The organism is Oceanicaulis sp. UBA2681 (assembly GCF_002354675.1).
Classification (GTDB): domain Bacteria; phylum Pseudomonadota; class Alphaproteobacteria; order Caulobacterales; family Maricaulaceae; genus Oceanicaulis; species Oceanicaulis alexandrii.
In genome coordinates, this window is sequence record NZ_DEMB01000014.1 from 96,561 (window position 1) to 120,787 (window position 24,227).

The 24,227-nt window shown below is 62.0% G+C and carries 26 protein-coding genes; 17 read left to right on the forward strand and 9 right to left on the reverse strand.

The annotated features are described in order from the left end of the window. Positions 1 to 22: 22 nt before the first annotated feature. Complete coding sequence (locus B3M53_RS11105; protein ID WP_273020280.1) at positions 23 to 883, reverse strand: SDR family oxidoreductase; 861 nt, start codon at positions 881 to 883, stop codon at positions 23 to 25. A gap of 190 nt (positions 884 to 1,073) precedes the next feature. Here B3M53_RS11105 and sdhC point away from each other — a divergent pair, with 190 nt between their 5' ends. Genes sdhC through B3M53_RS11125 form a run of 4 tightly spaced genes read left to right on the forward strand, consistent with a single transcriptional unit; the run spans position 1,074 to position 4,489 of the window. Further along, positions 1,074 to 1,478 carry a succinate dehydrogenase, cytochrome b556 subunit gene (sdhC, locus tag B3M53_RS11110; protein ID WP_273020281.1) on the forward strand — a complete coding sequence of 135 codons (405 nt, stop codon included), beginning with the start codon at positions 1,074 to 1,076 and terminating at the stop codon, positions 1,476 to 1,478. Beyond that, a complete protein-coding gene (sdhD, locus tag B3M53_RS11115) occupies positions 1,478 to 1,855 on the forward strand; it encodes a succinate dehydrogenase, hydrophobic membrane anchor protein (RefSeq protein WP_022700673.1) in 378 nt (125 codons plus the stop codon). The genes sdhC and sdhD overlap by 1 nt, the downstream gene beginning before the upstream one ends. 15 nt (positions 1,856 to 1,870) lie before the next feature. After that, positions 1,871 to 3,658 (forward strand): succinate dehydrogenase flavoprotein subunit, encoded by a 1,788-nt coding sequence (sdhA, locus tag B3M53_RS11120; RefSeq protein WP_022700674.1) that lies wholly within the window; start codon positions 1,871 to 1,873, stop codon positions 3,656 to 3,658. Between the two features lie 45 nt (positions 3,659 to 3,703). Beyond that, positions 3,704 to 4,489 carry a succinate dehydrogenase iron-sulfur subunit gene (locus B3M53_RS11125; protein ID WP_160092775.1) on the forward strand — a complete coding sequence of 262 codons (786 nt, stop codon included), beginning with the start codon at positions 3,704 to 3,706 and terminating at the stop codon, positions 4,487 to 4,489. Between the two features lie 60 nt (positions 4,490 to 4,549). Here B3M53_RS11125 and B3M53_RS11130 read toward each other — a convergent pair whose 3' ends face one another. The 4 genes from B3M53_RS11130 to B3M53_RS11145 are packed head-to-tail and all read right to left on the reverse strand — an operon-like array spanning position 4,550 to position 7,674. Beyond that, positions 4,550 to 5,287, reverse strand: a complete 738-nt coding sequence (locus B3M53_RS11130) for a GDYXXLXY domain-containing protein (RefSeq protein WP_273020282.1) — start codon at positions 5,285 to 5,287, stop codon at positions 4,550 to 4,552. After that, positions 5,284 to 6,408: a DUF2157 domain-containing protein gene (locus B3M53_RS11135; protein WP_273020283.1), complete on the reverse strand. Its 1,125-nt coding sequence runs from the start codon at positions 6,406 to 6,408 to the stop codon at positions 5,284 to 5,286. The genes B3M53_RS11130 and B3M53_RS11135 overlap by 4 nt, the downstream gene beginning before the upstream one ends. A 55-nt stretch (positions 6,409 to 6,463) precedes the next feature. Beyond that, entirely contained in the window at positions 6,464 to 7,300 is an 837-nt protein-coding gene (locus B3M53_RS11140) for a 1-acyl-sn-glycerol-3-phosphate acyltransferase (protein ID WP_273020284.1), read from the reverse strand. Between the two features lie 14 nt (positions 7,301 to 7,314). Continuing rightward, the gene (locus B3M53_RS11145) at positions 7,315 to 7,674 is read right to left on the reverse strand and encodes an ArsR/SmtB family transcription factor (RefSeq protein ID WP_273020285.1); all 360 of its coding nucleotides are present in this window, start codon (positions 7,672 to 7,674) and stop codon (positions 7,315 to 7,317) included. Positions 7,675 to 7,746: 72 nt separating this feature from the next. Here B3M53_RS11145 and B3M53_RS11150 point away from each other — a divergent pair, with 72 nt between their 5' ends. From B3M53_RS11150 to B3M53_RS11165, 4 genes are all read left to right on the forward strand, one after another. Beyond that, complete coding sequence (locus tag B3M53_RS11150; RefSeq protein ID WP_273020286.1) at positions 7,747 to 8,232, forward strand: arsenate reductase ArsC; 486 nt, start codon at positions 7,747 to 7,749, stop codon at positions 8,230 to 8,232. Then, positions 8,229 to 9,308, forward strand: coding sequence for an ACR3 family arsenite efflux transporter (arsB, locus tag B3M53_RS11155; RefSeq protein ID WP_273020287.1), 1,080 nt, complete (start codon positions 8,229 to 8,231; stop codon positions 9,306 to 9,308). The genes B3M53_RS11150 and arsB overlap by 4 nt, the downstream gene beginning before the upstream one ends. A gap of 122 nt (positions 9,309 to 9,430) precedes the next feature. Then, entirely contained in the window at positions 9,431 to 9,781 is a 351-nt protein-coding gene (locus tag B3M53_RS11160; RefSeq protein WP_160092782.1) for a hypothetical protein, read from the forward strand. A 115-nt stretch (positions 9,782 to 9,896) separates the two neighbouring features. Continuing rightward, the gene (locus B3M53_RS11165; RefSeq protein WP_273020288.1) at positions 9,897 to 11,402 is read left to right on the forward strand and encodes a CoA-acylating methylmalonate-semialdehyde dehydrogenase; all 1,506 of its coding nucleotides are present in this window, start codon (positions 9,897 to 9,899) and stop codon (positions 11,400 to 11,402) included. Between the two features lie 115 nt (positions 11,403 to 11,517). On the opposite strand, the gene B3M53_RS11170 is transcribed toward B3M53_RS11165, so the two are convergent. Beyond that, the gene (locus B3M53_RS11170; protein ID WP_273020289.1) at positions 11,518 to 12,210 is read right to left on the reverse strand and encodes a hypothetical protein; all 693 of its coding nucleotides are present in this window, start codon (positions 12,208 to 12,210) and stop codon (positions 11,518 to 11,520) included. A gap of 77 nt (positions 12,211 to 12,287) precedes the next feature. Beyond that, entirely contained in the window at positions 12,288 to 13,400 is a 1,113-nt protein-coding gene (locus B3M53_RS11175) for a phenylalanine 4-monooxygenase (RefSeq protein WP_273020290.1), read from the reverse strand. Positions 13,401 to 13,553: 153 nt separating this feature from the next. Between B3M53_RS11175 and B3M53_RS11180 the strand changes: the two genes are divergently transcribed. From B3M53_RS11180 to mdh, 6 genes are all read left to right on the forward strand, one after another. Next, positions 13,554 to 14,696, forward strand: a complete 1,143-nt coding sequence (locus tag B3M53_RS11180) for an iron-containing alcohol dehydrogenase (RefSeq protein WP_273020291.1) — start codon at positions 13,554 to 13,556, stop codon at positions 14,694 to 14,696. After that, positions 14,693 to 15,145, forward strand: coding sequence for an acyl-CoA thioesterase (locus tag B3M53_RS11185; RefSeq protein WP_273020292.1), 453 nt, complete (start codon positions 14,693 to 14,695; stop codon positions 15,143 to 15,145). The genes B3M53_RS11180 and B3M53_RS11185 overlap by 4 nt, the downstream gene beginning before the upstream one ends. Positions 15,146 to 15,192: 47 nt before the next feature. Beyond that, the gene (locus tag B3M53_RS11190) at positions 15,193 to 15,336 is read left to right on the forward strand and encodes a hypothetical protein (protein ID WP_273020293.1); all 144 of its coding nucleotides are present in this window, start codon (positions 15,193 to 15,195) and stop codon (positions 15,334 to 15,336) included. A 3-nt stretch (positions 15,337 to 15,339) separates the two neighbouring features. Beyond that, positions 15,340 to 16,443, forward strand: coding sequence for a cell division protein ZapE (gene zapE, locus B3M53_RS11195; RefSeq protein ID WP_273020294.1), 1,104 nt, complete (start codon positions 15,340 to 15,342; stop codon positions 16,441 to 16,443). 52 nt (positions 16,444 to 16,495) lie between these two features. Beyond that, positions 16,496 to 17,065, forward strand: coding sequence for a hypothetical protein (locus tag B3M53_RS11200; protein ID WP_273020295.1), 570 nt, complete (start codon positions 16,496 to 16,498; stop codon positions 17,063 to 17,065). Positions 17,066 to 17,193: 128 nt separating this feature from the next. Next, positions 17,194 to 18,162: a malate dehydrogenase gene (mdh, locus tag B3M53_RS11205; RefSeq protein WP_022700690.1), complete on the forward strand. Its 969-nt coding sequence runs from the start codon at positions 17,194 to 17,196 to the stop codon at positions 18,160 to 18,162. 59 nt (positions 18,163 to 18,221) lie between these two features. Here the strand turns inward: mdh and B3M53_RS11210 are convergent, their stop codons facing one another. Then, a complete protein-coding gene (locus B3M53_RS11210; protein ID WP_286800419.1) occupies positions 18,222 to 18,377 on the reverse strand; it encodes a hypothetical protein in 156 nt (51 codons plus the stop codon). Between the two features lie 33 nt (positions 18,378 to 18,410). Here B3M53_RS11210 and B3M53_RS11215 point away from each other — a divergent pair, with 33 nt between their 5' ends. Then, a complete protein-coding gene (locus B3M53_RS11215; protein WP_273020297.1) occupies positions 18,411 to 19,436 on the forward strand; it encodes an aspartate-semialdehyde dehydrogenase in 1,026 nt (341 codons plus the stop codon). Positions 19,437 to 19,672: 236 nt separating this feature from the next. Here the strand turns inward: B3M53_RS11215 and B3M53_RS11220 are convergent, their stop codons facing one another. Continuing rightward, positions 19,673 to 20,425 carry a hypothetical protein gene (locus B3M53_RS11220; protein ID WP_273020298.1) on the reverse strand — a complete coding sequence of 251 codons (753 nt, stop codon included), beginning with the start codon at positions 20,423 to 20,425 and terminating at the stop codon, positions 19,673 to 19,675. A 266-nt stretch (positions 20,426 to 20,691) separates the two neighbouring features. Here B3M53_RS11220 and B3M53_RS11225 point away from each other — a divergent pair, with 266 nt between their 5' ends. After that, positions 20,692 to 23,106 carry a TonB-dependent receptor plug domain-containing protein gene (locus B3M53_RS11225; protein ID WP_273020299.1) on the forward strand — a complete coding sequence of 805 codons (2,415 nt, stop codon included), beginning with the start codon at positions 20,692 to 20,694 and terminating at the stop codon, positions 23,104 to 23,106. A gap of 78 nt (positions 23,107 to 23,184) precedes the next feature. Next, positions 23,185 to 24,227 (forward strand): aminotransferase class V-fold PLP-dependent enzyme (locus B3M53_RS11230; RefSeq protein WP_286800420.1); only part of this gene is annotated, 1,043 nt, incomplete at its 3' end.

Consider the following 24,227-nt stretch of genomic DNA (forward strand, 5'->3'; position numbering starts at 1 on the left):
GGAGAGTGTCGCTCATTGGCGATCAGTTCAAGCGCTTCAGGCCCAATTGCGAGGTGATCATCTTGTCCGCCATGCGTCTGGGCATCAGCTTCAGCATCAGACCTTGAATCGGCGTCGGGGTCACAACCGTGTTGAGCTTGGGCTTTGTATCGGTCAGCGCGGCATGGATCGCCTGGGCCACCCGCTCGGGCGGCAGGCCGTTCTCGGCGCTATTGAGCGTGAACTTCAAAAGCCGGTGGATGGCCTTGATGAAATCGGTCTGGCCATATTGCTCGGGATCAAGCTCCTGCGCCTTGTCCCAGATCGGCGTCTTGATGGGTCCCGGATTGATCGCGACCACGTCGATCCCGTACAGCATCATCTCCCGGCGCAGGCCTTCGGTGAAAGCCTCCAGCGCGAACTTCGAGCAGGCGTAGGGCGTCAGGATCGGCATGGCGTGAAACCCCGCCACCGAGGAAATGTTGACGATCCGGCCCGGCTCGCCGGTGAAACCCTTCTCGCCGCCCAGTAGCGGCGCGAAAGCCTGGGTCACGCGCAATTGCCCTGTGACGTTCACATCGAGCTGGCGCGTCATCTCTTCAGGCGGCAAATGCAGAAGCGGACCGGCGACCGCGATTCCGGCATTATTGACGAGACCGGTGAGCGTCTGCCCCGCCAAATCTTGCCGCACCTGCTCAGCGGCTGATTTTATTATGTCTGCATCGGTGACGTCACAGATCACCGGATGCACGCTGTCGCCCAGTTCCGCGCTCAGTCGCGCCGCGTCTTCGGCCTTGCGCACGCCTGCAAAAACGCGCCACCCCTTGTCTGACAAGTAATTAGCGCTGGCATAACCGATGCCGGTGGAAGCGCCTGTAATCAGAACGCTGTGGTTTTCAGACATGCTCTCTCCCCAATCGCCGGGCCTGCAGGGCAAGTCCAGTTCGCGCACAGGGCGCGCAACTAAGAACCGTTTGCAAACACAGCAGCATTCCACACTTTGGTGTGCGTTGACGTTAACCCGGTGCGGATTATTGTCACGCCCGAGTTCCGAGCTGACGGGGCTAATGATTTAAATTAGTGGGGGCCCTTCCATGGCCAATCAATCCGTCGATCCACGACCCTTGTCGCCGCATCTTCAAGTCTGGCGCTGGCACGCCACCATGGCGTCCTCGATCTTTCACCGCGCCAGCGGCTCCATCAATTATATCGGCGCCATTCTGATCACCGTCTGGCTGGTGCTTCTGGCCGCCGGACCTGACGCCTACGCTGTGTTTGAAAACCTGATGGCCGGCCCTGTGGGTCTTCTGGTCAAGCTGGCCCTGTTCGGCTTCACCCTGTCGCTGGTCTATCACCTGTTTAACGGCGTCCGGCATCTGGTCTGGGATCTGGGCAAGGGTTTCGACCCCAAAGGCTCCAATCAGCGCTCAATGATCATCATCGCCGCCGCCATCATGGTGACGGTGGGCATCTGGATCCTGGCTGGAGGGATTATCTGATGAGCGATTTTCGCACCCCGCTCGCCCGCGCCCGCGGTCTTGGCTCCGCCAAATCCGGCGTCGGCCACTTCATCGCCCAACGCGTCTCCGCCCTGGCGCTTGTGGTTCTGATCCCCTTGTTCGTCTGGTCCATCGCCAGCCTGCCCAGCGCTGACTATGAAACCGCCCGCGCCTGGATCGGTTCGCCCCTCGGCGCCATCCTGACGCTGCTGACCCTGACTGCGACATTCTATCACATGCGCCTGGGTCTCCAGACGTTGATCGAGGACTACATCCATAAACCGGTGACCAAGGCCCTTCTGCTGAGCGCGAACACGCTGATCGCAGCCGGCCTGTGGATCGCCGCCCTTTACGCCGTGCTGGCGATCGCAAGTTAAGAAGGACGATAATCAATGTCCGCATATGAATGGATTGATCACACTTTCGACGTCGTCGTGGTCGGCGCAGGCGGGTCCGGCCTGCGTGCGGCGCTCGGCGCGGCGCAGGAAGGTCTGAAGACCGCCTGCATCTCGAAAGTGTTTCCCACCCGCTCGCACACCGTTGCGGCCCAGGGCGGCATCTCCGCCTCGCTCGGCAATATGGGTGAGGATGACTGGCGCTGGCACATGTATGACACCGTCAAGGGGTCAGACTGGCTGGGCGATCAGGATTCCATCGAATATCTGTGCCGCCACGCGCCGAAAGCCGTGTACGAGCTTGAGCACTGGGGCGTGCCCTTCTCGCGCACCGAAGACGGCAAGATCTACCAGCGCGCCTTTGGCGGCATGACCAAGAATTTCGGTGAAGGCCCGGTGCAGCGCACCTGCGCCGCCGCCGACCGCACCGGTCACGCCATCCTGCACACGCTGTATGGTCAGTCCCTGCGCCACGCGACCGAGTTCTTCATCGAGTATTTCGTGCTCGACCTGATCATGGATGATGACGGCGCCTGCGTCGGCGTCACCGCCTGGAAACTCGACGACGGCACGCTGCACCGCTTCCGCGCCCAGAAAACCATTCTGGCGACCGGCGGCTATGGCCGGGCCTATTTCTCCGCCACCTCCGCGCACACCTGCACGGGCGACGGCAACGCCATGGTCCTGCGCGCGGGCCTGCCGCTGCAGGACATGGAGTTCGTCCAGTTCCACCCCACCGGCATTTACGGCGCGGGCTGCCTGATCACCGAAGGCGCACGCGGCGAGGGCGGCTATCTGACCAACTCCAAGGGCGAGCGCTTCATGGAGCGTTACGCGCCCAGCGCCAAGGATCTCGCCAGCCGTGACGTGGTTTCGCGCTCCATGACCATGGAGATCCGCGAAGGCCGCGGCGTGGGCGAGCATGGCGACCATATCCACCTGCACCTCGATCACCTTGATCCCGCCATTCTGGCCCAGCGTCTGCCGGGCATTTCAGAAAGCGCGAAGATCTTCGCAGGCGTGGACGTGACCAAGGAGCCGATCCCGGTGATCCCGACCGTCCACTATAATATGGGCGGCATCCCGACCAATTATCACGGCGAAGTGCTGACCAAGGTCGGCGGCGATCCCGACAAGGTCGTCAAAGGCCTGATGGCGGTGGGCGAAGCGGCCTGCGTGTCCGTGCACGGCGCCAACCGTCTGGGCTCGAACTCGCTGATCGACCTCGTGGTGTTCGGCCGCGCCGCCGGTCTGCGCTGCGGCGAGACGGTGGAGGCCGGCGCCAGCCAGCCTGAGCTGTCTGAAAACGCCGGCGCCGACACGCTCGCGCGCTTTGACAAGATGCGTCACGCCGATGGCGGCACCAAGACCGCGACCCTGCGCCTCGACATGCAGCGCGCCATGCAGGAAAACTGCGCCGTGTTCCGCACCCAGGACATCCTGGATGAGGGCGTCAAGCGCATCGCCGACGTCTATCAGGGCGCAAGCGACATCCGCATCAATGACCGCTCCATGATCTGGAACACCGATCTCGTTGAAGCGCTGGAGTTTGAAAACCTCATCGCCCAGGCGTCCGTCACGGTGAATTCCGCGGCGGCGCGTCCGGAAAGCCGCGGCGCCCATGCGCGCGAGGACTTCCCGGATCGCGACGATGAGAACTGGATGAAGCACACCCTGGCGTGGATCAATGAAGACGGCTCGGTCAAACTCGATGACCGTCCGGTTCACGAACACACCCTGTCCAACGACATCGCCTATATCGAGCCGAAGGCGCGGGTCTACTAAGACCCCGCCAACGCTCACAGGCTTCAAGAAAGCGGGAACGACCCCATGGTCCAACTGACGCTGCCGAAAAATTCTCAGGTCAAAAAGGGCAAGGTGTGGCCGAAGCCCGACGACGCCGACCCGAAGAACCTGCGCGCCTTCAAGGTGTATCGCTACGATCCCGAGACCGGAGACAATCCGTCCTGGGACACGTATTACGTCGACACCTCCAAATGCGGCCCGATGATCCTGGACGCCTTGTTCTTCATCAAGAACGAGATCGACACCACGCTGGCGTTCCGGCGGTCCTGCCGCGAGGGCATTTGCGGCTCTTGCGCCATGAATATCGGCGGGCGCAACACCATCGCCTGCACCAACGGCATCGACGAGCACAAGGGCGCCATCACCATCGCCCCGCTGCCGCACCAGCCGGTGGTCCGCGACCTGATCCCGGATCTGACGCAATTCTACGCCCAGCTTGAATCCATCAATCCTTACCTCAAGACCGATACGCCGGAGCCTGAGAAGGAATGGAAACAGAGCCAGGAAGACCGCGAAGAGCTTGATGGCCTGTATGAGTGCATTCTGTGCGCCTCGTGCTCGACCTCCTGCCCGTCCTACTGGTGGAACTCGGACAAGTATCTGGGTCCGGCCGCCCTGTTGCAGGCCTATCGCTGGATCGCCGACAGCCGCGATGAAGCGACCGGTGAGCGTCTCGATGATCTTGAAGACCCGTTCAAGCTCTATCGCTGCCACACCATCATGAACTGCACCAATGTCTGCCCGAAAGGCCTGAACCCGGCCAAGGCCATCGGCAAGATCAAGGAATTGATGGTCGAGCGTCAGGCCTGAGGCCTGCGCCATCGCTGACGATCAAACGCCCCGGTCTGATGATCGGGGCGTTTTTTGTGTCTACGCGTCGCGCTCTAATGTCAGTCGGGGCCCGGTCAGGCTGTCATAGACATACTGACCATCCAGATAGAGCCCCTTGATCACAGCCTCCCCCTGATCGGAGACAGACAGGATCACCCCGTACTCCGGAATGTCCGCCCGAGGTTCATCGGCAAGGTCAAAATCCTCGCACATCCAGGACTGTTCGAACTGGTCAGGCGCGGTGTGCTGGAGGTCCCGACAGGTTTCCCACCGATCCCGCCGACCTTGCATCGCGTTCGCCGTTTGAAAATCGGCCTGCAGTGCGATCGCCGTTTCAGGGTCAGCGAAATACTGGCTGGGCAGGTCAAAACGAACCCAGAAGACCTCCGGCTCTTCGCCTTCAGGGGCGTAGGCTTCGACCAGTTCCGCTTTCAGGAACGGCGCGCCTGTTGCTGTCGCCTCTTCGCGGGTTGCGAAGACAGCGCCGGGCATCGCGAACAACTCTGAGGGATTGAGCGCCACATAAACGGTTTCGCCGGTCTGAAAGTCTCTCGGATCACGCCAGGGCGCGGACACGTCCCTGTCGCCAAAGTCGCGATAATTCAAGATGGCGTAATGGCCAAAGAACACGTCGCGCGGATCCACCGGATTGGTCTGCAGGATCACTTCACGCCCTGACGACCGAGCCGTTTCATGGGTGAGGGCCATCCAGCCCAGACCGCCCAGGATCACAGCCAGACCGATCGCGGCGCGCGCCAGGAAAGAGACCTTGATCATGACGCCTGCTCCCGGGCTTTCACGAGCATGCGGTTGGTCACGATCAACAATGCAACCAGCGCGCCGCCAAACACGATCAGGGTGACGCCGGCCGTGACCAGGTTTGTGGAATAGGTGAAGAGAATGATCGCGGCGCCGATGAAACCGAACACGCCGGCGCCGCGTAGCCAGCGTCGGCCGGGCGCCGCGCCGTACGCGGTCAGACCCGCGAAAATCGCCAGGCTGAACGCAGCGATTCCCATCATGATGTCACTATTGAGCACCCGCTCAGTTCCCAGCCCAGCCAGCAAGAAACCCATGGCGGCCCAGCTCGCCCAGCCCGAAAAACTTCTCAGGGAGAACACCGTTGTGGAGCGGGCGAGCGCCTCTGAGACAAGGGCGAGACCCGCCCACAGAGCCGCCAGGGCATAGGCCACCCGGATATCGTCTTCTGCTCTGAACTCATCCAGAAACAGCTCAACGACATTCCAGCTGACCCAGATGATCACGGTCAGGAACACAACATTGAGCAGACCCAAAGATCGCCATGTCCATCCCAGCGCGCCTAGACCGACCAGCACAGGGATCACCCAGATCGGTTCAGGCAGGCGCGTGAGTTCACCGGTTTCACCAAAGTGAAACAGGCTCCACAGCAAGGCCAGAAGCGCTGTCCCCGCGCCCGCCAGGGGCGCGCGCAGCATCACTGTGATCAACAGGCCGATCAGGGTCCACAGACTCAGGAACGCCGAGCTGGTGGAACTGGCGTGATAGAGCTGGCCGATGACAATCACGCCCCCACCCGCCAGCAAAACGGCGATGGCGGCGGTGATGTTGGACGCCAGATACAGTGCGCGATCGCGCAGGTAACCGGCTGCAAGCATGGCGGCGCTGATCAGAAAAGCGGCCAGCCCGAGCCGTATGATACCGGTCAGTGCAGACCAGTTCGCCGCTATTACGGTGATGACGCCCAGTCCGATGACCAGCCCGGCCAGACTGGCCAGTATGGGAGAGGACGGGGTCGATGGGGATTGCGCACGGGCATGATCGCCGAGCGCTTTCGCGGTCTGCGCATCAACGAGCCCATCCTGAACCCAACGATCAAGGTCCGCCATCAAACGCTTGAGATAGCTATCTGCACGCATGACTGTCTCCCTCGCGGGGGAGTTTAGATCAACTGGACCAAAAGAGAACGGATTTTCAGGCGGTGCGGGCGAGGCCCTGGCTGCACAGCCGCAAGGTCTCGCTCGCCACCTGTTCGTCACCGGCCAGAGCCAGCGGATCCTGGGGCGCTCCGAAATTCAACCGGTAGTGCGCGCCTTTCTTGGCCAGAAGTTCGTGAAACACGGTCATATGGCGCAGTTCTTCGTGGATCAGACCCAGGCCGTAAAACCACAGCGACATGCGCTGTTTCACCCCCAGCGAGATGATCGGCGCCTTGAATTTGCGCGCCAGGCTGACGGCGGTGGGCTGCCAGCTCTCATCGCGCAACGACAGGGTGCGCCAATCCCACATCGACATCCGCCCCGCCGGAAACACCACCACGCACCGCCCGTCCTGAAAGGCGGTGATGGCGCGCTTGAGCGTATCGCGGGTCTTCTCGCGGTTGCGATGGCCGGACCGCCATTCCACCGGGATCACAACATCCGCCAGACCTTCGCAGACCCGGATCGCGTCGCGGTTGGCGAAAAACACCATGTCCGGACGGCGGGCTTTCAGCGCCTGCCACACGGCGATCCCATCTGAAATACCGCCGGGATGGTTCGCCGTGATCACGCAGGGGCCGGTCTCGGGCACATGATCGAGACCGTCCACACTGGCGCTCATGCTGAGGAAATCCTGCGCCCAGTCCATCGCCTCGCGACCCGATTTCGCGACCAGGGCGTCGGCGATCGAGCGCGCCCTTTGATACCCCAGCAAGGGATAGAAGACGCGTTTGATCAGCGGCCAGGCCCAGGGATTGGCGGACAGGCGCACCGCCCGCTCCTCAATCAGCTGGTCCACCACATGGCTTTGGGTCAGGTCCGTCCCGGTCATCTGGGCATGGACGCCTAGCAGGCCTCTTTATGCAAGCCCGTCAGTTCAGACACCTGCAAGTCGCACACGTCCGGATTGCCGTCGCAGCATTCCATGATCAGGAAATTGAGCAGACCGCGCACCGCCGGCAGCGCCGCGAAATAGTATCGCCGCCGTCCATCCCGACGCACATCCAGCAAGCCCGCAGATACCAGAACCGTCAAATGGGCGGACAGATTGCTGGGCGTCACTTGCGCCTTGACCGCCAGATCACCCGCTGACACGCCCTCTGGACCCGCATTCATCACGGTACGGAAGACTATCAGGCGCGTTTCATGCGCCAGGGCGGCGAACTGGCTGGCGGCGATCTCTGAGGCCAAGGTCGACTCTTTCATTTCAACTATTCCTGAAATATAAGAGGATCAATCATAAACCCTCTCCAGCTTCGCGCAAATCGGGATCCTGCGATGAACCTTCTCGTCCTCTGCACCGGCAATTCCGCTCGCTCAATCCTGGCGGAGGCGCTCTGGGAGTCACTGAGCGGCGAACAGCTTACCGCGTATTCCGCGGGCTCAAAACCCACGGGAAGCCCCAACGCGTACGCGCTGTCGATCTTGCGCCGCCACGGCCTCAAAGCTGAAGGATTACGCTCCAAAAGCTGGTCCGAGTTTGAGGGCGAAGATGCACCCGAGATTGATGTGGTGATCACGGTTTGCGACAGCGCCGCCTCTGAAGCCTGCCCGATCTGGCCCGGCGCGCCAGTGAGAGCGCATTGGGGCTTGCCGGACCCCGCAACCGCCCCGGATGGTCCACAGGCGGAAGCCGCCTTCGAAGCGACGTTCCAGGCGCTCAAATCCCGCATCCAGACCTGTCTGGACGCCGGACTCATGACGGCTGCCCCTAAAGACCGGCTCGCCATACTGCGCGCCGCTCATGAAGGCGCGTCGTCATGAGCATGAATCAGACACCGGCAGAGACCGCGCCAGGCGGTATCGGGGTTTTCGAAAAATGGCTGTCAGTCTGGGTCGGCGCGGCCATTCTGATTGGCGTCGGGCTGGGCGTCGCAGCGCCTCAGGGATTCGCCTGGCTCGCCAGCCTCCAGATCGCCAATGTGAATCTGCCGGTGGCGGTTCTGATCTGGCTGATGGTCTTTCCGATGATGGTGAATATTGATCTGGCGAGCTTGCGTCAGATCGGCGACCGCCCCAAAGGCCTCGCCATCACGCTGGTCGTGAACTGGCTGATCAAGCCCTTCACCATGGCGGGCCTCGCAGTGGTGTTCTTTGAGTTTGTGTTCGCCCCCTTCCTCAACCCTGCTGACGCCCAGGCCTATATCGCCGGGCTGATCCTTCTCGGCGCGGCGCCCTGCACGGCGATGGTCTTTGTATGGTCGCAACTGACCAAAGGCGACGCGAACTACACCCTGGTTCAGGTCGCGGCCAATGACGTGATCATGGTGTTCGCCTTCGCCCCTATCGTGGCGCTCTTGCTGGGCGTGACCGAGGTGAGCGTGCCCTGGAGCACGCTGCTGCTTTCCGTCGGGCTTTATGTGGTCGCGCCCCTGACCGCAGGCGCGCTGATGCGATACGTCCTGACCCGAAAGCGTCCGCCCGTGGAAGGCGATGCGGCGGTCCGCGCTTTCACAGCCCGCGTCAAGCCGCTCTCCATTTCAGGACTGATCGCCACAGTAGTGATCCTGTTCGGTTTTCAGGGACAGACCTTGCTCGCGCAACCCGTCGTGATCGCCATGATCGCGGTTCCATTGCTGATCCAGTCTTATGGAATTTTCGCCCTGGCCTACGCTGCGGCCTATGTCGCGCGGGTGCCGTTCAACATCGCCGCCCCCTGCGCGCTGATCGGCACGTCAAACTTCTTTGAGCTCGCCGTGGCGGTGGCGATCTCGCTCTTCGGGCTGAACTCCGGCGCGGCGCTGGCGACCGTCGTGGGCGTACTGGTGGAGGTTCCGGTCATGCTGTCGCTGGTCGCCCTGGCCAATCGCACACAGGCCTGGTTCCCCAGCGTCAGATAATCCGAGTGCGGACCTTCCAGGCCTGCATAGCCTTTATGGTCCTGTCGGGTGACTCTGACAGCGGCTCTGATACGATGAATTCACAAGCCATCCGGCCAGATTTTGTGCACCAGGAGCGTTTCATGCTGTTCGCCTTCATCAGTCTCAGCCTGCTCCTGCAAGCGGCCCCGCCCGAAGGCGGCGTCTATACGCTGTCAACAGCGTCGCAAAGCTGCGAGATCTTGCTGGACGCGACCGCCGCGCCCCTGCCTGAAACCAATCTTGATCAACGCGACGCCTCAGGCTTTGCGACCGCCATGCCCAATTGCCCGTCTGGCGTGTCCGCCACGGCGTTCTGGAGCTATTCTGACACGGCGCGCACGCTGAGCCTGTTCGACCCGAGCGGCGCGACAGTGTTCTCCGGCGTTTTCGCCGAAGAGGGCTGGAGTGGAGAGACCGCCCAGGGACAACCCGCCAGCCTGTCGACCCGCTAGCGCTCACATCCTCTGCTGGACGCTCGACAAGCCGCCCTGCCGGGCGTTAAACCCAGCCCAGATCATAACCACACGCGCCGGCGTCCACCCAAGACCGGCCGATGGAGGAAGCCTCATGTCCGCACACCGCGATATTCACCATTTCATCAATGGCAAGGCCGCGCCCGGCGGCTCAAACCGTTTTGGTGATGTCTATGACCCCAATACCGGCGAGATTCAGGCCAAGGTCGCACTCGCCAGCGTCAAGGAAATGGATGAGGCGGTCGCCATCGCCAAGGCGGCGCAACCTGCCTGGGCTGCGGTGAACCCCCAGCGCCGCGCCCGCGTCATGTTCAAGTTCAAGCAATTGCTCGAAGAGAACATGGAGGAGCTGGCGGTGCTGCTGTCAACGGAGCACGGCAAGGTCGTCGCCGACGCCAAGGGCGACATTCAGCGCGGCCTGGAAGTGATCGAGTTTGCGTGCGGCGTGCCGCATCTGATGAAGGGCGAGTACACCGAAGGCGCCGGCCCCGGCATTGACGTCTATTCCATGCGTCAGGCGCTGGGCGTGGTGGCGGGCATCACCCCGTTCAACTTCCCCGCCATGATCCCGATGTGGATGTTCGGCGTGGCCATCGCCTGCGGCAACGCCTTCATTCTCAAGCCGTCCGAGAAAGATCCCTCCGTTCCGGTGCGTCTCGCCGAGCTGATGACCGAAGCGGGCCTGCCCGACGGCATCCTGAATGTGGTGCATGGCGACAAGGAAGCCGTCGACGCGATCCTTGATCATCCTGACATCAAGGCGGTCAGCTTTGTGGGCAGCTCCGACATCGCCCAATACGTCTATTCGCGCGGCACGGCGAACGCCAAGCGCGTGCAGGCCATGGGCGGCGCCAAGAACCACGGCATCATCCTGCCAGACGCCGACCTTGATCAGGTCGTGCAGGACCTTGTGGGCTCCGCCTATGGCTCGGCCGGCGAGCGCTGCATGGCGCTGCCCGTCGCGGTTCCTGTGGGCGATGACACCGCCGACCGCTTGCTGGAAAAGCTGATCCCCGAGATCGAGAAGCTGACCCCTGGCGCTTCCACCGATCCCGACGCCCAGTACGGCCCGGTCGTCTCCCAGGCGCACAAGGACAAGGTCGAAGGCTATATCCAGATGGGCGTCGACGAAGGCGCGAAGCTGCTGATCGACGGCCGGAACTTCAAGCTGCAAGGCCATGAGAAGGGCTATTTCATCGGCCCGTCCCTGTTTGACCATGTCACCGCCGAGATGAAGACCTATCGCGAAGAAATCTTCGGCCCGGTGCTGCAGATCGTGCGCGCCAAGGACCTCGAGGAAGCCGCCAAGCTGCCCAGCGAACACCAGTACGGCAATGGCGTGGCGATCTTCACCCGCAACGGCCTGGCGGCGCGCGAGTTCGCCTCCAAGGTCAATGTGGGCATGGTGGGCGTGAACGTGCCGATCCCGGTGCCGGTGGCCTATCACACCTTCGGCGGCTGGAAGCGGTCCTCCTTCGGCGACGCCAACCAGCACGGCATGGAAGGCGTGCGCTTCTTCACCAAGATCAAGACGGTGACCCAGCGCTGGCCCACCGGCGAAGTGTCTGACCAGGCCTTCATCATCCCGACGATGGAGTAGGGTTCACCCCCTCTCCAAAACACGAAAGCCCCGGCGTCTCGCCGGGGCTTTTTCTTGGAAACGCCTTGAGACATCCGCCTCCCCACGCAGAAACTGGAGCGCGGCGACAATGCTTCTAGCGACCAGCGGCGTCAGGCATGCGTTCGCGGAAATACACATCACGCGCACGGAAGGTTGCGTTTCGCTCCACGAAAAAGACGACCGGAAAAAAGAGTGCGCTGGTGGCAAGTGAACCGAGAGAGGCGCGACCCACACTGGCAGCGCTAGCGGAATCATCGCCAAAGATCAGCATCGCAGAGTAGAGCGCTGCATAGCAGAATGTGAAAACTCCAGATGTGAAGATGATCGAATTCAAGGCCACAAATATGAGAATGCGAGAATCAGAGACACGCCCCGTGTGCTCCGGCGCCTTCACAACCCGCATCTCATGTATCGGCTCTATGCCGGAGGACTTTATGGCCGGTGTTGATTCCCAGAGATGCTTACGGATTTGCTTCATGTTTTCCAGATAGATCTGGCTGTTCCCGACTTCCCTGGCAAAGGTGATCAGGGAATTGTGACCCACCAGCCCCAGGCCGATCACCCCAAAGGAGACGACACCCACCAGAAGCATCTGGAAAGGCAAGCCAAGATCAATAGCTTCAAAATTCAGGATGGCGGCAGACACTGCAATCAGAGCGCCGAAAACGGACACGGCCCTGAAGAAATTATCATAGAGCTTCTGATTGTTTTCGTGGATCTTATTATAGTAGCTCCACATATGATCGTACTCTTGCTGAAGAATACGGGTCTCTCTGTCTTCCGCCATTATCTGGTCCTGATCAATGACGACCGATGACCGTTCCGAAGCGCCGTAAACGACATTCCATCAGAACGGTCCTCGCTCTACCGCTTGTGCGCCTCACGGATGGCTTCCATGTGCGCAGCCGCGCGGGGTTTGCCCTTGCCGCCGCAGAATTTGTATTCCTGCGTGCCTTCGGTGACGATCACATCGGTGTCGAGGGCGGCGGTGGTCGCGTAGGTGAAGCCCGCCGGCAGCTTCTTGTAGATTGGTGTGAAGTCGCGACCAGCGGTGCTTTCATACAGCGCCTTGATGGAATCCACGACGAAGTAGGTTTCCTGAAAATCGCTGATCACATAGTCCGTCCGCATGACGCGCTCAGGCACCATCTTGATGCGATGCGGGCTGTCTGAGTACAGCGAGAACAGGGTTTCATCCGGGCTCGACAAGATGCCGGCACCGTAAACGCGCAATTCGCCCTCTTCCATGATCAGGCCGAACTCGACGGTGTACCAGTAGACCGAGCCGAAATTCTTCAGCCGGTTATACTCGATCGCCCGACGGCCGCCCGCGCCATAGGCCTGGATGTAATCGGCGAAGAACGGGTTCATCAGCATCGGCACATGGCCGAAGATGTCGTGGAAGGTGTCCGGCTCCTGCAGGTAGAAGAGGTCATCCTCCACCGCGGTGTATTCGACAAATTCCGGCGCGCGGCCCTGATTGGCGTCCTTGACCTTCTTGGTCTTGGGATTGCCGCCGCGGATGAAGACGCCCGCCGGGAAGCGGCGGTTTTCCAGATGCCAGAAGAAGATATTGTCGGGGATCAGCTCGGGCACCGGCACCACCGTCCAGCCCGTGGCCGGTTTCAGGATGGCGTTGATGTCGTCAAAGCTCGGGATGCCGTCCTTGAACAGATGCTCTAGTTGCTCGAACCCCTCCATGAAGTCCTTGCAGGCCCGACCGGGCAGCATCTTGCGCTGGTTCTCAAACAGGAGCCGCCAGCGGGCGTGTTCGGCCGGAGTGTAGTCAGGCTGGCGCTTGAGCTGCCAGCTCTCGGAGATGAAATCCTCATCGCCCAGACGATAGCCTTCAGGACGGATCGCGTAGCGGTGCAGCGCCCCGCCCGGCCCGGTCAGGCCATTGCCTGAATCCTGCACGAGGGGGTCATAATAGGCGCGCCCCATATCCGGTATCGATGTGGAAACTTCGTCGAGCATCGTCGCCTCCTCTGGCTGGCCGGTCAGGCTGGTCTGCGCGCAAAGAACAGGCATACTGTGCCTGTTTCAAGGGTCTGCTGAAAGAGACCCTGCTCATATCACACGCGACGCATCCGCGCAGTCCGAGCCCGCATACGGGAGGAGCCGACCGCCATGACCACCGCTTTCACCTTCACCACGGTCCCCAAAACCCTGTTTGAAGCAGGTTCAAGCGCGCGCCTGGCCGAAACCGCCGCCCCGGCGCTGAAAGGCGCGAAACGCATCCTGTTCGTCACCGATCAGGGCGTTTTGAAGGCCGGGCTGGCGGATGCGGCGCTGGCGGGGCTCAAAGACGCCGGGCTCAAGGTGCATGTCTATGACAAGGTGGTCGCCGACCCGCCTGAAAGCACGGTGTTTGAAGCGGTGCAGGAAGGCCAGGAATTCGGCGCCGAGGCCGTGATCGGCTTTGGCGGCGGCAGCCCGATGGACACGGCGAAAGTCGTCGCCCTGCTGCTGTCAGGCGAGCAATCGCTGTCCAATATGTATGGCGTGCAGCAGGTGCGCGCGTCTCGTCCGCCGCTGATCTTGCTGCCCACCACCGCCGGCACCGGCTCTGAGGTGACCAATGTGGCGGTTCTGACCACGGGCGCGACCTCCAAACGCGGGATCGCAGCCGATCCTCTGTATGCGGACATGGCGATCCTGGACCCCGATCTGACGCTGGGCCTGCCCAGGCATCCCACCGCTTATACCGGCATTGACGCCATGGTTCACGCCATCGAGGCCTATACCAATCGCCGCTCGAAAAACCCGATGTCGGACGCGCTGGCGCTGACCGCGCTCAAGCTCTTGCACGGCTCGATCCTGCGCGCGTGTGAAGATGGCTCGGATCGCGAAGCGCGCGGCGACATGCTGCTGGGCGCCATGCTGGCGGGTCAGGCCTTCTCCAACTCGCCCTGCGCCGGGGTGCACGCCATGGCCTATCCGCTGGGCGGCATGTTCCATGTGCCGCACGGGCTTTCCAACGCCGTCGTGCTGCCGCCGGTGCTGCGCTATAACGCGCCCGAGGCTGAAACTCAGTATGCGGAAATTTCAGCGCATCTGGGCCTCAAGCCCGGCTCCAGCGGCCTGATCGACGAGATGGACCGCATCGCCGAGGCCGTCGGCATCGAGCGTCGCCTGTCGGAACTGGGCATCAGCCATAATGACGTGCCGAAAATGGCCGAGGACGTAGCGGCCAATGATCGCCTGCTGCCCAACAATCCGCGCGAGATGACCTACGCCTCCATCGTTGCGATGTATGAGGAAATCCTGTGAGTTCGGAGCGTCAGGCCCCGGCGACGCGGGCGGATTTCAGCCAGTTCGAACCTATCGAGACCCGCTGGGCGGACAATGATGTCTACGGTCACGTCAATAATGTCGTCTATTACGGCTTCTTTGACACCGCGGTGAACCGGCGGCTTGCGAAGGCGGGGCTTCTGGACATCGAACACGGCGAGACCATCGGCCTCGTCGTGGAGACCGGCTGCCGCTATCACGCCGCCACCGCCTTCCCCGATCCGCTGGAAGCGGGCGTGCGCGTGGCGCGCATCGGCTCAAGCTCGGTGCGCTATGAAATCGCCATCTTCAAGCATGGCGAGGACAGCGCCGCCGCCGAGGGCTTTTTCGTCCATGTCTATGTGGACCGGCAGACCCGTCGCCCGAAGCCGCTGCCCGATGCGTGGCGGGCGGAGCTGGAAGGCTGGATGGGTCAGCAAACCTGCTGACAACACGCCGTCATCGCGCCGCAATCCTTCTGAAACCTCATAATGCTATGACCACCGCCATCTTGGCGGGACGGGCGCATCGGGGTATCGAAGCGCCCATGCGCACCCTCAAACGTCCCGCTTGTGTCTGGCTCGCCGCCGCAATCAGCTTTGCGCTGATCGCCGCGGCGGCTTTGGTCTGGAGCCTTTAACCCATGGGTCCTGTGGACAGCCTGAAACAGGCGGTGGCCGAAGGCCGACTGCAACCCGACCCTGGCCAGGCCGAGATCGCCCAGCACCTGCAAGCGCTGTGTGAGGCGCTAGCCGAGTGGAATGAAGGCAAGTCGAGCTTTTTCAGCAAATCGAAACCCGCGCCCAAAGGCATGTATCTCTATGGCGGTGTGGGAACCGGCAAATCCTTGATGATGGATTTGTTTTTTGACGCCGCGCCTGTCAGCAAAAAGCGCCGCGTGCACTTTCACCAGTTCCTGCAGGAGATCCAGGCGCGCATCACCCATGAGCGCACCAAGAAAGATGCGGACCCGCTGCCGCGCGTCGCCAAGGCGCTCGCCAAGCAGACGCGGCTGTTATGCTTTGACGAATTGCAGGTCACCGATGTGGGCGACGCGATGATATTGGGCCGTCTGTTTGAAGGCCTGTTCGCGGAAGGGGTGGTGATGGTCGCCACCTCTAACCGTCACCCTGACGATCTGTATAAAAACGGTCTGAACCGTCAGCTGTTTGAGCCCTTCATAGACCTGATCAAGGACACGCTCGACGTTCAGGAGCTGGATTCCGGCCGCGATTATCGCCTGGAACAACTGGAAGCTGCGCCGGTCTATTACCATCCGCTGGGATCGGAAGCGGATTCAGCGATGGACACCGCCTTCAAGCGCCTGACCCGCGGCGCCAAGGTGCAGACCTGCATCCTCGACGTTCAGGGCCGTGAATTGGTCGTCCCGCGCCAGGCCGCCGGCGTCGCGCGCTTCACCTTCGAGGAATTGTGCGCCAAACCGCTGGGCCCGGCGGATTACCTGATGGTGGCGGAAACCTTCCACACGGTGATGATCGACCGGGCGCCGCTTCTGACCCCGGACAAGCGCGATCAGGCCAAGCGCTTCGTCACCCTGATCGACGCGCTCTACGAGATCAAAACCAAGCTGATCATGAGCGCGGCGGTGGAAGCGGCGAACCTCTATCCTGAAGGGGATTTCGCGTTTGAGTTCCAGCGCACCGTCTCGCGTCTGTTCGAGATGAGCGGGCACGCCTATCTGGCCGCTGAACGCCGGACGGGAGACACGGACACGCAATCTGAATGACGCATCACGATTAACAGGGCACACTGGTCATTATTGTCTGGGGAGACGTATGATGATCCGTGAATTGCTTGCCCTGAGCGCCAGCGCGCTAATGGTGACGGGATGCTCTGAAGCCCGCATGCCCGCTGCGTCAAACACCGACACAGACGCCGAAACATCCCAAACGGCCTCGTTTGACGTCGCTGTCAGTTTTGAGCCTGGCGGTTACTTTCTGCCCAATGGCGGGCTGACGGCCGGCGGATGGGATGTGGACCATCTGTTTGTGGGACACCGGATGGATTTTGACGCCTGGCGGGAGTCCGGCGCCGCGGCGGACGACATTCCGGTCTGGCTGAGCCTGAACCCGGTTGATGGCGAAACGGCCGTGAACGAGCTGGGCCAGACCTACTGGCTTGATAATCGCCGCATCCGCCCGAGCAGCCTGACCCTGACAGACGGAGCCTTTGAGTTCCGTGCGCAGGATGAAACCCTGGGCCTGATCCTGATTTCAGGTCAGATCCAGCCTGACTATCTGCACACGGGCGTCTCGCCGCAAGCGGACGCGCCCGCCCTGATCGGCGGCGCAGAGATCGGCGGAGACCGCATTCGCAATGTCAGTTTCATGCACTGGCTGGGCGATTGACGGTCGTGTGAGCGGTCTTCTCCCGTCTGTGCATTGCACTTCGCCGCTGAGCGGAGTAGATCAGGCACACCCGTCTTCGCGCCTGCATCAAAAGGCGCGCCCCCTCGCAAGGCTTGAGGAGTATTTCCATGGCTCGCAAAAAGATCGCCCTTATCGGCGCCGGCATGATCGGCGGCACCCTGGCCCATATCGCTGCTCGTGAAGAGCTGGGCGACGTGGTCCTGATGGACCTCAACGAAGGCACCGCCAAAGGCAAGGCGCTGGATCTGTGTGAGGCGAGCCCCGTCTTCGGCAAGGACAGCCATCTGACCGGCGGTTCGGTTGAGGACTACACCCCGATCGCAGGCGCGGATGTGTGCATCGTCACCGCCGGCGTGCCGCGCAAGCCGGGTATGTCCCGCGACGACCTGCTGGAAATCAACCTCAAGGTCATGAAATCGGTCGGCGAAGGCATCAAGAAGCATGCCCCGAACGCCTTCGTGATCTGCATCACCAACCCGCTGGACGCCATGGTCTGGGCGCTGCGCGAGTTCTCCGGCCTGCCGCACAACAAAGTGGTCGGCATGGCGGGCGTTCTGGACGCCGCGCGCTTCCGCTGGTTCCTGGCCGAAGAGTTTGACGTGTCCGTGGAAGACGTGACCGCCTTCGTGATGGGCGGACATGGCGACACCATGGTGCCGCTGACCCGCTATTCCACCATCGCCGGCGTCCCGGTGCCCGACATGGTCAAGATGGGCTGGTCCACCGACGAGAAGATCGACGCCATCGTCGACCGCACCCGCAAGGGCGGCGGCGAGATCGTCGGCCTGCTGGGCAATGGTTCGGCCTTCTACGCCCCGGCGGAAAGCGCCATCGCCATGGCGAAATCCTATCTCAACGACAAAAAGCGCATCCTGCCCTGCGCCGCGCACCTGACCGGCCAGTTCGGCGTCGACGGCCTGTATGTGGGCGTGCCGATCCAGATCGGCGCCAATGGCGTTGAGAAGATCGTCGAAATCACCCTGAACAAGGACGAGCAGGAAATGTTCGACCATTCGGTGGATTCGGTGAAGGGTCTCGTGGAAGCCTGCAAGAAGATTGACCCCAGCCTGGGCTAAACGTCTGGTCTATCCGGTGTGAAAACCCCCGGGGCCAGACAGGCCCCGGGGGTTTTTCTTTAAGGCTCTTCATCAGACCGGTCATACCGGTCCATCACCATGCAGAACCTGATGGCGACGGACACCAGGACACCCAGCATGATCGCCGTAAAACCGGTCTGAACAAGAGCAAGAATAGCTACAAAACCACCCATCAGGGGAATGTAGCCAAACATAAATCAACCGTCAGCTGAAATCGAGGAAGCATTATGGGTCTCAACGTCGCCGTTCTGGGCGCTACGGGCGCTGTCGGTCAGGAAATGCTGACCATTCTGGAAGAGCGTCTCTTCCCCGCTGAAACCGTCTATGCGCTGGCCAGCCGGAAATCGGTCGGCCGCGAAGTCTCTTATGGCGACAAGACCCTCGTCATCAAGGACGCCGACACGTTTGATTTTTCCACCGTCGACATCGTTCTGATGAGCGCAGGCGGGGATGTCTCGCGCGAGATGTCGCCCAAGATCGCCAAGGCCGGCGCGCTGGTGATCGACAATTCCTCCGCCTGGCGTATGGACCCGGACGTGCCGCTGGTGGTGCCGGAAGTGAACCCGGACACGCTCAACGAGCGGCCGAAGAAAAACATCATCGCCAATCCCAATTGCTCCACCATCCAGACCGTGGTGGCGCTGAAGCCCATCCATGACGCGGCGGGCATCCTGCGGGCGAGCTGCGCCACCTATCAGTCCACCTCCGGCGGCGGCCGCGAAGCCATGGACGAGCTGTGGAACCAGACCAAGGCGATCTACGTCAACGACCCCATCGAACCGGAAGTCTTCCCCAAGCAGATCGCCTTCAATGTCATTCCGAAGATCGACGTCTTCATGGAGGACGGCGCCACCAAGGAAGAGTGGAAGATGACGGTCGAGACCAAGAAGATCCTTGATCCCAAGATCAAGCTCTTCGCCACCTGCGCCCGCGTGCCGGTCTTTGTCGGCCATTGCGTCGCCGCCCATCTGGAGCTCGAACGCGAGCTCTCCGCAGACGACGCCCGCAACCTGCTGCGCGAAGCGCCCGGCCTGATGGTGATTGACCGCGCCGACGAGGACGAACCGCAATTCGTCACCCCGGTGGAAAGCGTAGGTGAATTCGCCACCTTCGTCAGCCGCATCCGCAACGACCCCACCGTCGAGAACGGCCTCGCCCTGTGGATCGTGTCCGACAATCTGCGCAAGGGCGCAGCCCTCAACGCCGTCCAGATCGCCGAAGTAGTGGTCAACAAGGGCTGGCTGAAAAAGTAGAGCTCAATCTTACCCCTCTCCCCTTTTGAAGGGGGAGAGGGGTGCTCGCACAGGCTTGGGTTTCACTCATATATCCCTGTCATTCACCGGTTTATCCGGTGAATCCATGCCGGAACCTGTTATCGAACCAACCCGCATGGATCCCCCGCATGAAGCGGAGGATGACAAGGGGAGATGTAATCTTCCCCTCTTTCCCGGCGTTCGCCGGGAAAGAGGGGAAGACATCAGGCGCTTTCCTACCCCACCTTCGACAGCGCCAGATCCCGCGCCGCTCTCAACTCCGGATCCGCGGTGTTCTCCAGCACAAAGTGATCGACCGAGAGATCGAGCTCCAGCGCGCGAATGGCGGCGGATTGCGCTTCCCATTGTCCGCCCACGGGCCAGCCGCAGCCTTCGGACGGGAAAGCCGAGACCCGCAAGGGCAGAGAGCCCGTCAGGCAGGCATAGGCTTCAAACGAATTCTCGACCGCTTCGGGCACATGGATCGGGCTGATCGGCACGCCGTCATAGATCTCGCCGCGGTCTTCGGTGCCGTTCATGATGGCGTAGTCGCGGGTCGTCAGAAGCGTCGCCCAGACCCGAACCGAGCCGCCGGGGCGCTCCACCAAAGTCGCCGGGATCGAGCCATAGACCGCGATGCGGTTGGCGTAGGCGACCACATGGTCCGGCACGTTGATCTGAATGACGGGAATGGCGACGTCATCGAGATGATCGCGGAACTTGCGGCGCAGCTGGGCCGGCGCGGCGTTTGAACCGACCGCCGCAACGGCGTGATAGGCGCCGCGCTCGAACTCGGCGAGCCGCTGTTCGCCCAACGCATCCGCCATGCGCATCGGTCCCTTGGCGTGATCAATGATCCAGTCGCCAAACCCGCCGCTCGTCTGCATCAAGGGCCAGGTTGCGCCGTCGAGAAAGATGAAGGGCGTTTGCGGACGCGGGAACGGATAGCTGAGCGCCCATTGCAGGTGCAGGGTGTCGGTGTCGATCATCGCGGCGCGCCTCCTTGACGTGGTGTCTTACTATCATGAATCCGGTGTCAAAACCCCATCGCTCATTATAGCGGGATTGATCCGAGCTCGGACTATAAGTACATAAAATAATTACATAAATTTTTCAATCTGTCGCCGAAGCATCGCTGTTCCGTCACACGCCGCCCCTAACCATTCACGGTCGACGCCGCCATCACATTTGAGCGGACGCGTTGCGGTGCATGGGGTCCCGCAGCGTCATCGACGCGTTTTTGGAGGGACAATTCATGCGCATCCTGCTTCTTGCCGGCGCTGCCGCCGCAGCTCTGGCTCATCCAGCCTTCGCCCAGACACAATCCGAAGCGGACACCAGCGCCGCCGCACGCGATGACATCATCGTCGTGACCGGCACGCGCCGTGAAGGCCGGACAGCTCTGGATTCCCTGGCGCCCGTGGACGTGATCTCCGGTGTGGCCCTCGACAGCGTGGTGTCTGATGAACTGATGGATTCCCTGGCCGTTCTGAACCCGGCCTTCTCCATCCAGCGCCTGCCCATGGCCGACGGCGCCATTTTCATTCGCCCGGCGCGTCTGCGCACCCTGTCGCCTGACCAGACCCTGGTTCTGGTCAATGGCAAGCGTCGCCACCGGGCGGCTTTGCTTGGCTCGCGCGGCGCCCAGTCCACAGACATGGCGGCGCTGCCTGCGTTCGCTGTGAGCCGGGTTGAAGTTCTGCGCGACGGCGCTTCGGCGCAATATGGCTCTGACGCGATCGCCGGCGTGATCAATGTGATCCTTGACGAGACGGTTGGACTGCGCGCCTTCGCCCAGGCCTCCCAGTATTACGAAGGGGACGGCGAAGAATATCAGATCGGCGCCCAGCTGGGCTTTGAGCTGGGAGACGGCGGCTTCGCCACGGCGACGCTTGAGCATGTGACCGCCGAGCGCACCTCGCGGTCGCGCCAGCGCCCGGACGCCATCGCGTTCGAACAAGCGACCGGCATTCAGGTCGCCGACCCGGTGCAGAACTGGGGTCAGCCTGAACGTGAGGTCGTGCGCTTCGCCCTGAACGCCGCCGCTCCGATCACCGACTTTGTTGAAGGCTACAGCCACGCCACCTTCACTCAAGGCCAGGGCGTCAGCGACTTCAACTGGCGCAACCCGGCTTTCACCAGCGCCTACCGCACCAGCCCGCTGGACCCCGCTTATGATCTGAGCGCCACTTTCCCGGCCGGTTTCTCCCCGCAGTTCGGGTCCGAGGATCAAGACTATGAGGTTGTGGCCGGTCTGCGCGGCGACCTGGATTTCGGGCTGAGCTGGGATTTCAGCGCGTCTCGCGGCCGCAATGAAGTCGATTACTTCATCTACAACACCATCAACGCTTCGCTGGGTTCGCAAAGCCCGACCAGCTTCAACGCCGGCGTGCTGGCCCAGCAGGAAACCAATTTCAATCTCGACTTCGTCTATGGCTGGGCGGTCGACGCCTTCGCAGCACCCGTCAACGTGGCTTTCGGCGTGGAAGCGCGTGAAGAGACGTATGAAATCGAAGCCGGCGACGAAGCGTCCTACGCCGTCGGTCCGCTCGCTGTTGACGGCTTGCCGTCAGGCTCCAACGGGTTTCCGGGTTATTCTGATCGGCAGGCAGGAAGCTTCTCTCAGGACAGCTATGCCGGTTATGTCGATCTGGAAGCGCCTGTCACGGATCGTCTGACGCTGGCTGCGGCGCTGCGTTTTGAAGACTTCTCGGAGTTCGGCTCCACCACTGACTACAAGCTGTCAGGCCGGTATGAGCTGACCGAGGCTCTGGCGATCCGCGCCACCACCTCCACCGGCTTCCGCGCCCCGACCCCCGGTCAGCTGCGCTCTGAACGCACCTCGCAAGGGCTGGACAGCACCACGCTGAACCTTGTCACCTCAGGGCGTTTCAGCCCGGTCGGTCCGGTGGCGGACATCATCAACGCCCGCGCAACCGGTCCTGAGATCACGGCGCTGGATGCTGAAACCTCGCAGAACTATTCGCTGGGTCTGACGTACCAGCACGCCGGCGGCTTCACCCTGACCGCTGACCTGTACCAGATCGATGTGGATGATCGGTTCTCGACGCTTGGCAGCTTCACCCTGACCGACGCGGAACGGGCCCAGCTGGCGGCGCTCGGGGTTCCGGGCGGAGAGAGCATCACCCGCGTCTCCTTCTTCCAGAACCAGTTTGACACCCGCACCCGCGGTCTCGATCTGGTGGCGAGCTATGGCTTTGATCTGGGCGAAGGCGCCGTGACGCTGACGGGCGCTTATAACTACAACGAAACCGAGGTCACCGGTGAAGCCGCCAGTGGCGTGTTCAACGATGTCTCGCGCACCGTGTTCGAGCAGGGCCTGCCCCAGCACAACGCCGTTCTCAGCGCCGATTACGCTCTGGGCCGGTACAGCCTGAACGCTCGCGCCCGCTATTATGGCGAGTGGACGGACACCGATGACAGCGCCAACGTCATCTATCAGGACTTCGGGGCGGAAATCTTCGTGGATCTCGGTCTTCGCGTCGAGCTGAACGAAAACTTCGCCATGCGCGTCGGGGCCGAAAACATCTTCGACACCTATCCCGATGAATCGCGCCGCCAAGCCAATCGCGGCCTGATCTACTCACGCAACGCCCCGTACGACACCGACGGCGGCAAGTACTATCTGCGCCTGGAAGCCAATTTCTAGGACTGCAAATCTGCACAGGCACAGGGGCGCCGTTGATGCGGCGCCCCTGTTGCGTTTCCCAGCTGAGACGAGTTCCCGATGCCGCTTATGACCCGCCGATCGATCTTCTCCGCCGCCGCCGGCCTGTCCCTGACGGGCATGGCTCGCGCTTTGCCCGCCGTCAGCGCCGACCCGTTTGAAGCCGCGCAAGATGAAACATTCTGGGCTGACGTATCAGGGCTCTACGACGTCACCGACGAGGTCATACACCTGGAACACGGCAATTGGGGGATGATGGCGCGGCCGGTGCAAAACGCCTATCTGGCGCATGTGGAGACCGTGAACCGCCGCAATTCCTATTATGCGCGGCGCGAATTCTGGGCCGAGGCGCGCGCCATCAAGGACCAGATCGCCCGGACCCTGGGCTGTGACGCGGACGAAATCGTCCTGACGCGCAACGCCACCGAAGCGCTGCAAGCGTTGATCGGCGGCTATAACAAACTCTCACCAGGCGATGGCGTGCTGTACGCCGATCTCGATTACGGCTCCATGCAGACCGCCATGGGCTGGCTGCGCGAGCGGCGCGGCGCGGATCTTGTGACCATCAACCTGCCCGAACCCGCTACGCGCCAGGGCCTGATCGACGCCTATGAACAGGCGCTGATCGCCAATCCGCATGTGCGCCTGATGCTGCTCACCCATCTCAGCCATCGCACCGGGCTGGTCCTTCCGGTCTCTGAGATTTGCGCCATGGCCCGCGCCCGGCAGGTGGATGTGATTGTGGATGCGGCCCATTCCTGGGGGCAGATCGACTTTCAGGCCGCTGATCTTGGCGCTGATTTCATCGGCTTCAACCTGCACAAATGGATCGGCGCGCCGCTGGGCGTCGGCCTGATGTATGTGCGCAAAGACCGGATCGAGGATATTGATCCGTTCATGGGCGAAGCCGTGCGCGGCCCCGGCGACCTGTCGGCGCGCGTCCACACCGGAACGACCAATTTCGCCGCCATTCTCGCCATTCCTGCAGCCCTCGATCTGCACGCCGCCATTGGCCCGGCGCGCAAGGCGGCGCGTCTGAGATATCTGCGCAGCCTCTGGGTGGACGCCGCGCGGGAGGCGGGGTTTGAGGTGCTCACCCCTGA

Excerpts from the sequence above, each read along its gene's own strand:
- B3M53_RS11105 (WP_273020280.1), bottom strand. The coding sequence starts at position 883 with ATGTCTGAAAACCACAGCGTTCTGATTACAGGCGCTTCCACCGGCATC.
- sdhC (WP_273020281.1), top strand. The coding sequence starts at position 1,074 with ATGGCCAATCAATCCGTCGATCCACGACCCTTGTCGCCGCATCTTCAA.
- sdhD (WP_022700673.1), top strand. The coding sequence starts at position 1,478 with ATGAGCGATTTTCGCACCCCGCTCGCCCGCGCCCGCGGTCTTGGCTCC.
- sdhA (WP_022700674.1), top strand. The coding sequence starts at position 1,871 with ATGTCCGCATATGAATGGATTGATCACACTTTCGACGTCGTCGTGGTC.
- B3M53_RS11125 (WP_160092775.1), top strand. The coding sequence starts at position 3,704 with ATGGTCCAACTGACGCTGCCGAAAAATTCTCAGGTCAAAAAGGGCAAG.
- B3M53_RS11130 (WP_273020282.1), bottom strand. The coding sequence starts at position 5,287 with ATGATCAAGGTCTCTTTCCTGGCGCGCGCCGCGATCGGTCTGGCTGTG.
- B3M53_RS11135 (WP_273020283.1), bottom strand. The coding sequence starts at position 6,408 with ATGCGTGCAGATAGCTATCTCAAGCGTTTGATGGCGGACCTTGATCGT.
- B3M53_RS11140 (WP_273020284.1), bottom strand. The coding sequence starts at position 7,300 with ATGACCGGGACGGACCTGACCCAAAGCCATGTGGTGGACCAGCTGATT.
- B3M53_RS11145 (WP_273020285.1), bottom strand. The coding sequence starts at position 7,674 with ATGAAAGAGTCGACCTTGGCCTCAGAGATCGCCGCCAGCCAGTTCGCC.
- B3M53_RS11150 (WP_273020286.1), top strand. The coding sequence starts at position 7,747 with ATGAACCTTCTCGTCCTCTGCACCGGCAATTCCGCTCGCTCAATCCTG.
- arsB (WP_273020287.1), top strand. The coding sequence starts at position 8,229 with ATGAGCATGAATCAGACACCGGCAGAGACCGCGCCAGGCGGTATCGGG.
- B3M53_RS11160 (WP_160092782.1), top strand. The coding sequence starts at position 9,431 with ATGCTGTTCGCCTTCATCAGTCTCAGCCTGCTCCTGCAAGCGGCCCCG.
- B3M53_RS11165 (WP_273020288.1), top strand. The coding sequence starts at position 9,897 with ATGTCCGCACACCGCGATATTCACCATTTCATCAATGGCAAGGCCGCG.
- B3M53_RS11170 (WP_273020289.1), bottom strand. The coding sequence starts at position 12,210 with ATGGCGGAAGACAGAGAGACCCGTATTCTTCAGCAAGAGTACGATCAT.
- B3M53_RS11175 (WP_273020290.1), bottom strand. The coding sequence starts at position 13,400 with ATGCTCGACGAAGTTTCCACATCGATACCGGATATGGGGCGCGCCTAT.
- B3M53_RS11180 (WP_273020291.1), top strand. The coding sequence starts at position 13,554 with ATGACCACCGCTTTCACCTTCACCACGGTCCCCAAAACCCTGTTTGAA.
- B3M53_RS11190 (WP_273020293.1), top strand. The coding sequence starts at position 15,193 with ATGACCACCGCCATCTTGGCGGGACGGGCGCATCGGGGTATCGAAGCG.
- zapE (WP_273020294.1), top strand. The coding sequence starts at position 15,340 with ATGGGTCCTGTGGACAGCCTGAAACAGGCGGTGGCCGAAGGCCGACTG.
- B3M53_RS11200 (WP_273020295.1), top strand. The coding sequence starts at position 16,496 with ATGATCCGTGAATTGCTTGCCCTGAGCGCCAGCGCGCTAATGGTGACG.
- mdh (WP_022700690.1), top strand. The coding sequence starts at position 17,194 with ATGGCTCGCAAAAAGATCGCCCTTATCGGCGCCGGCATGATCGGCGGC.
- B3M53_RS11210 (WP_286800419.1), bottom strand. The coding sequence starts at position 18,377 with ATGTTTGGCTACATTCCCCTGATGGGTGGTTTTGTAGCTATTCTTGCT.
- B3M53_RS11215 (WP_273020297.1), top strand. The coding sequence starts at position 18,411 with ATGGGTCTCAACGTCGCCGTTCTGGGCGCTACGGGCGCTGTCGGTCAG.
- B3M53_RS11220 (WP_273020298.1), bottom strand. The coding sequence starts at position 20,425 with ATGATCGACACCGACACCCTGCACCTGCAATGGGCGCTCAGCTATCCG.
- B3M53_RS11225 (WP_273020299.1), top strand. The coding sequence starts at position 20,692 with ATGCGCATCCTGCTTCTTGCCGGCGCTGCCGCCGCAGCTCTGGCTCAT.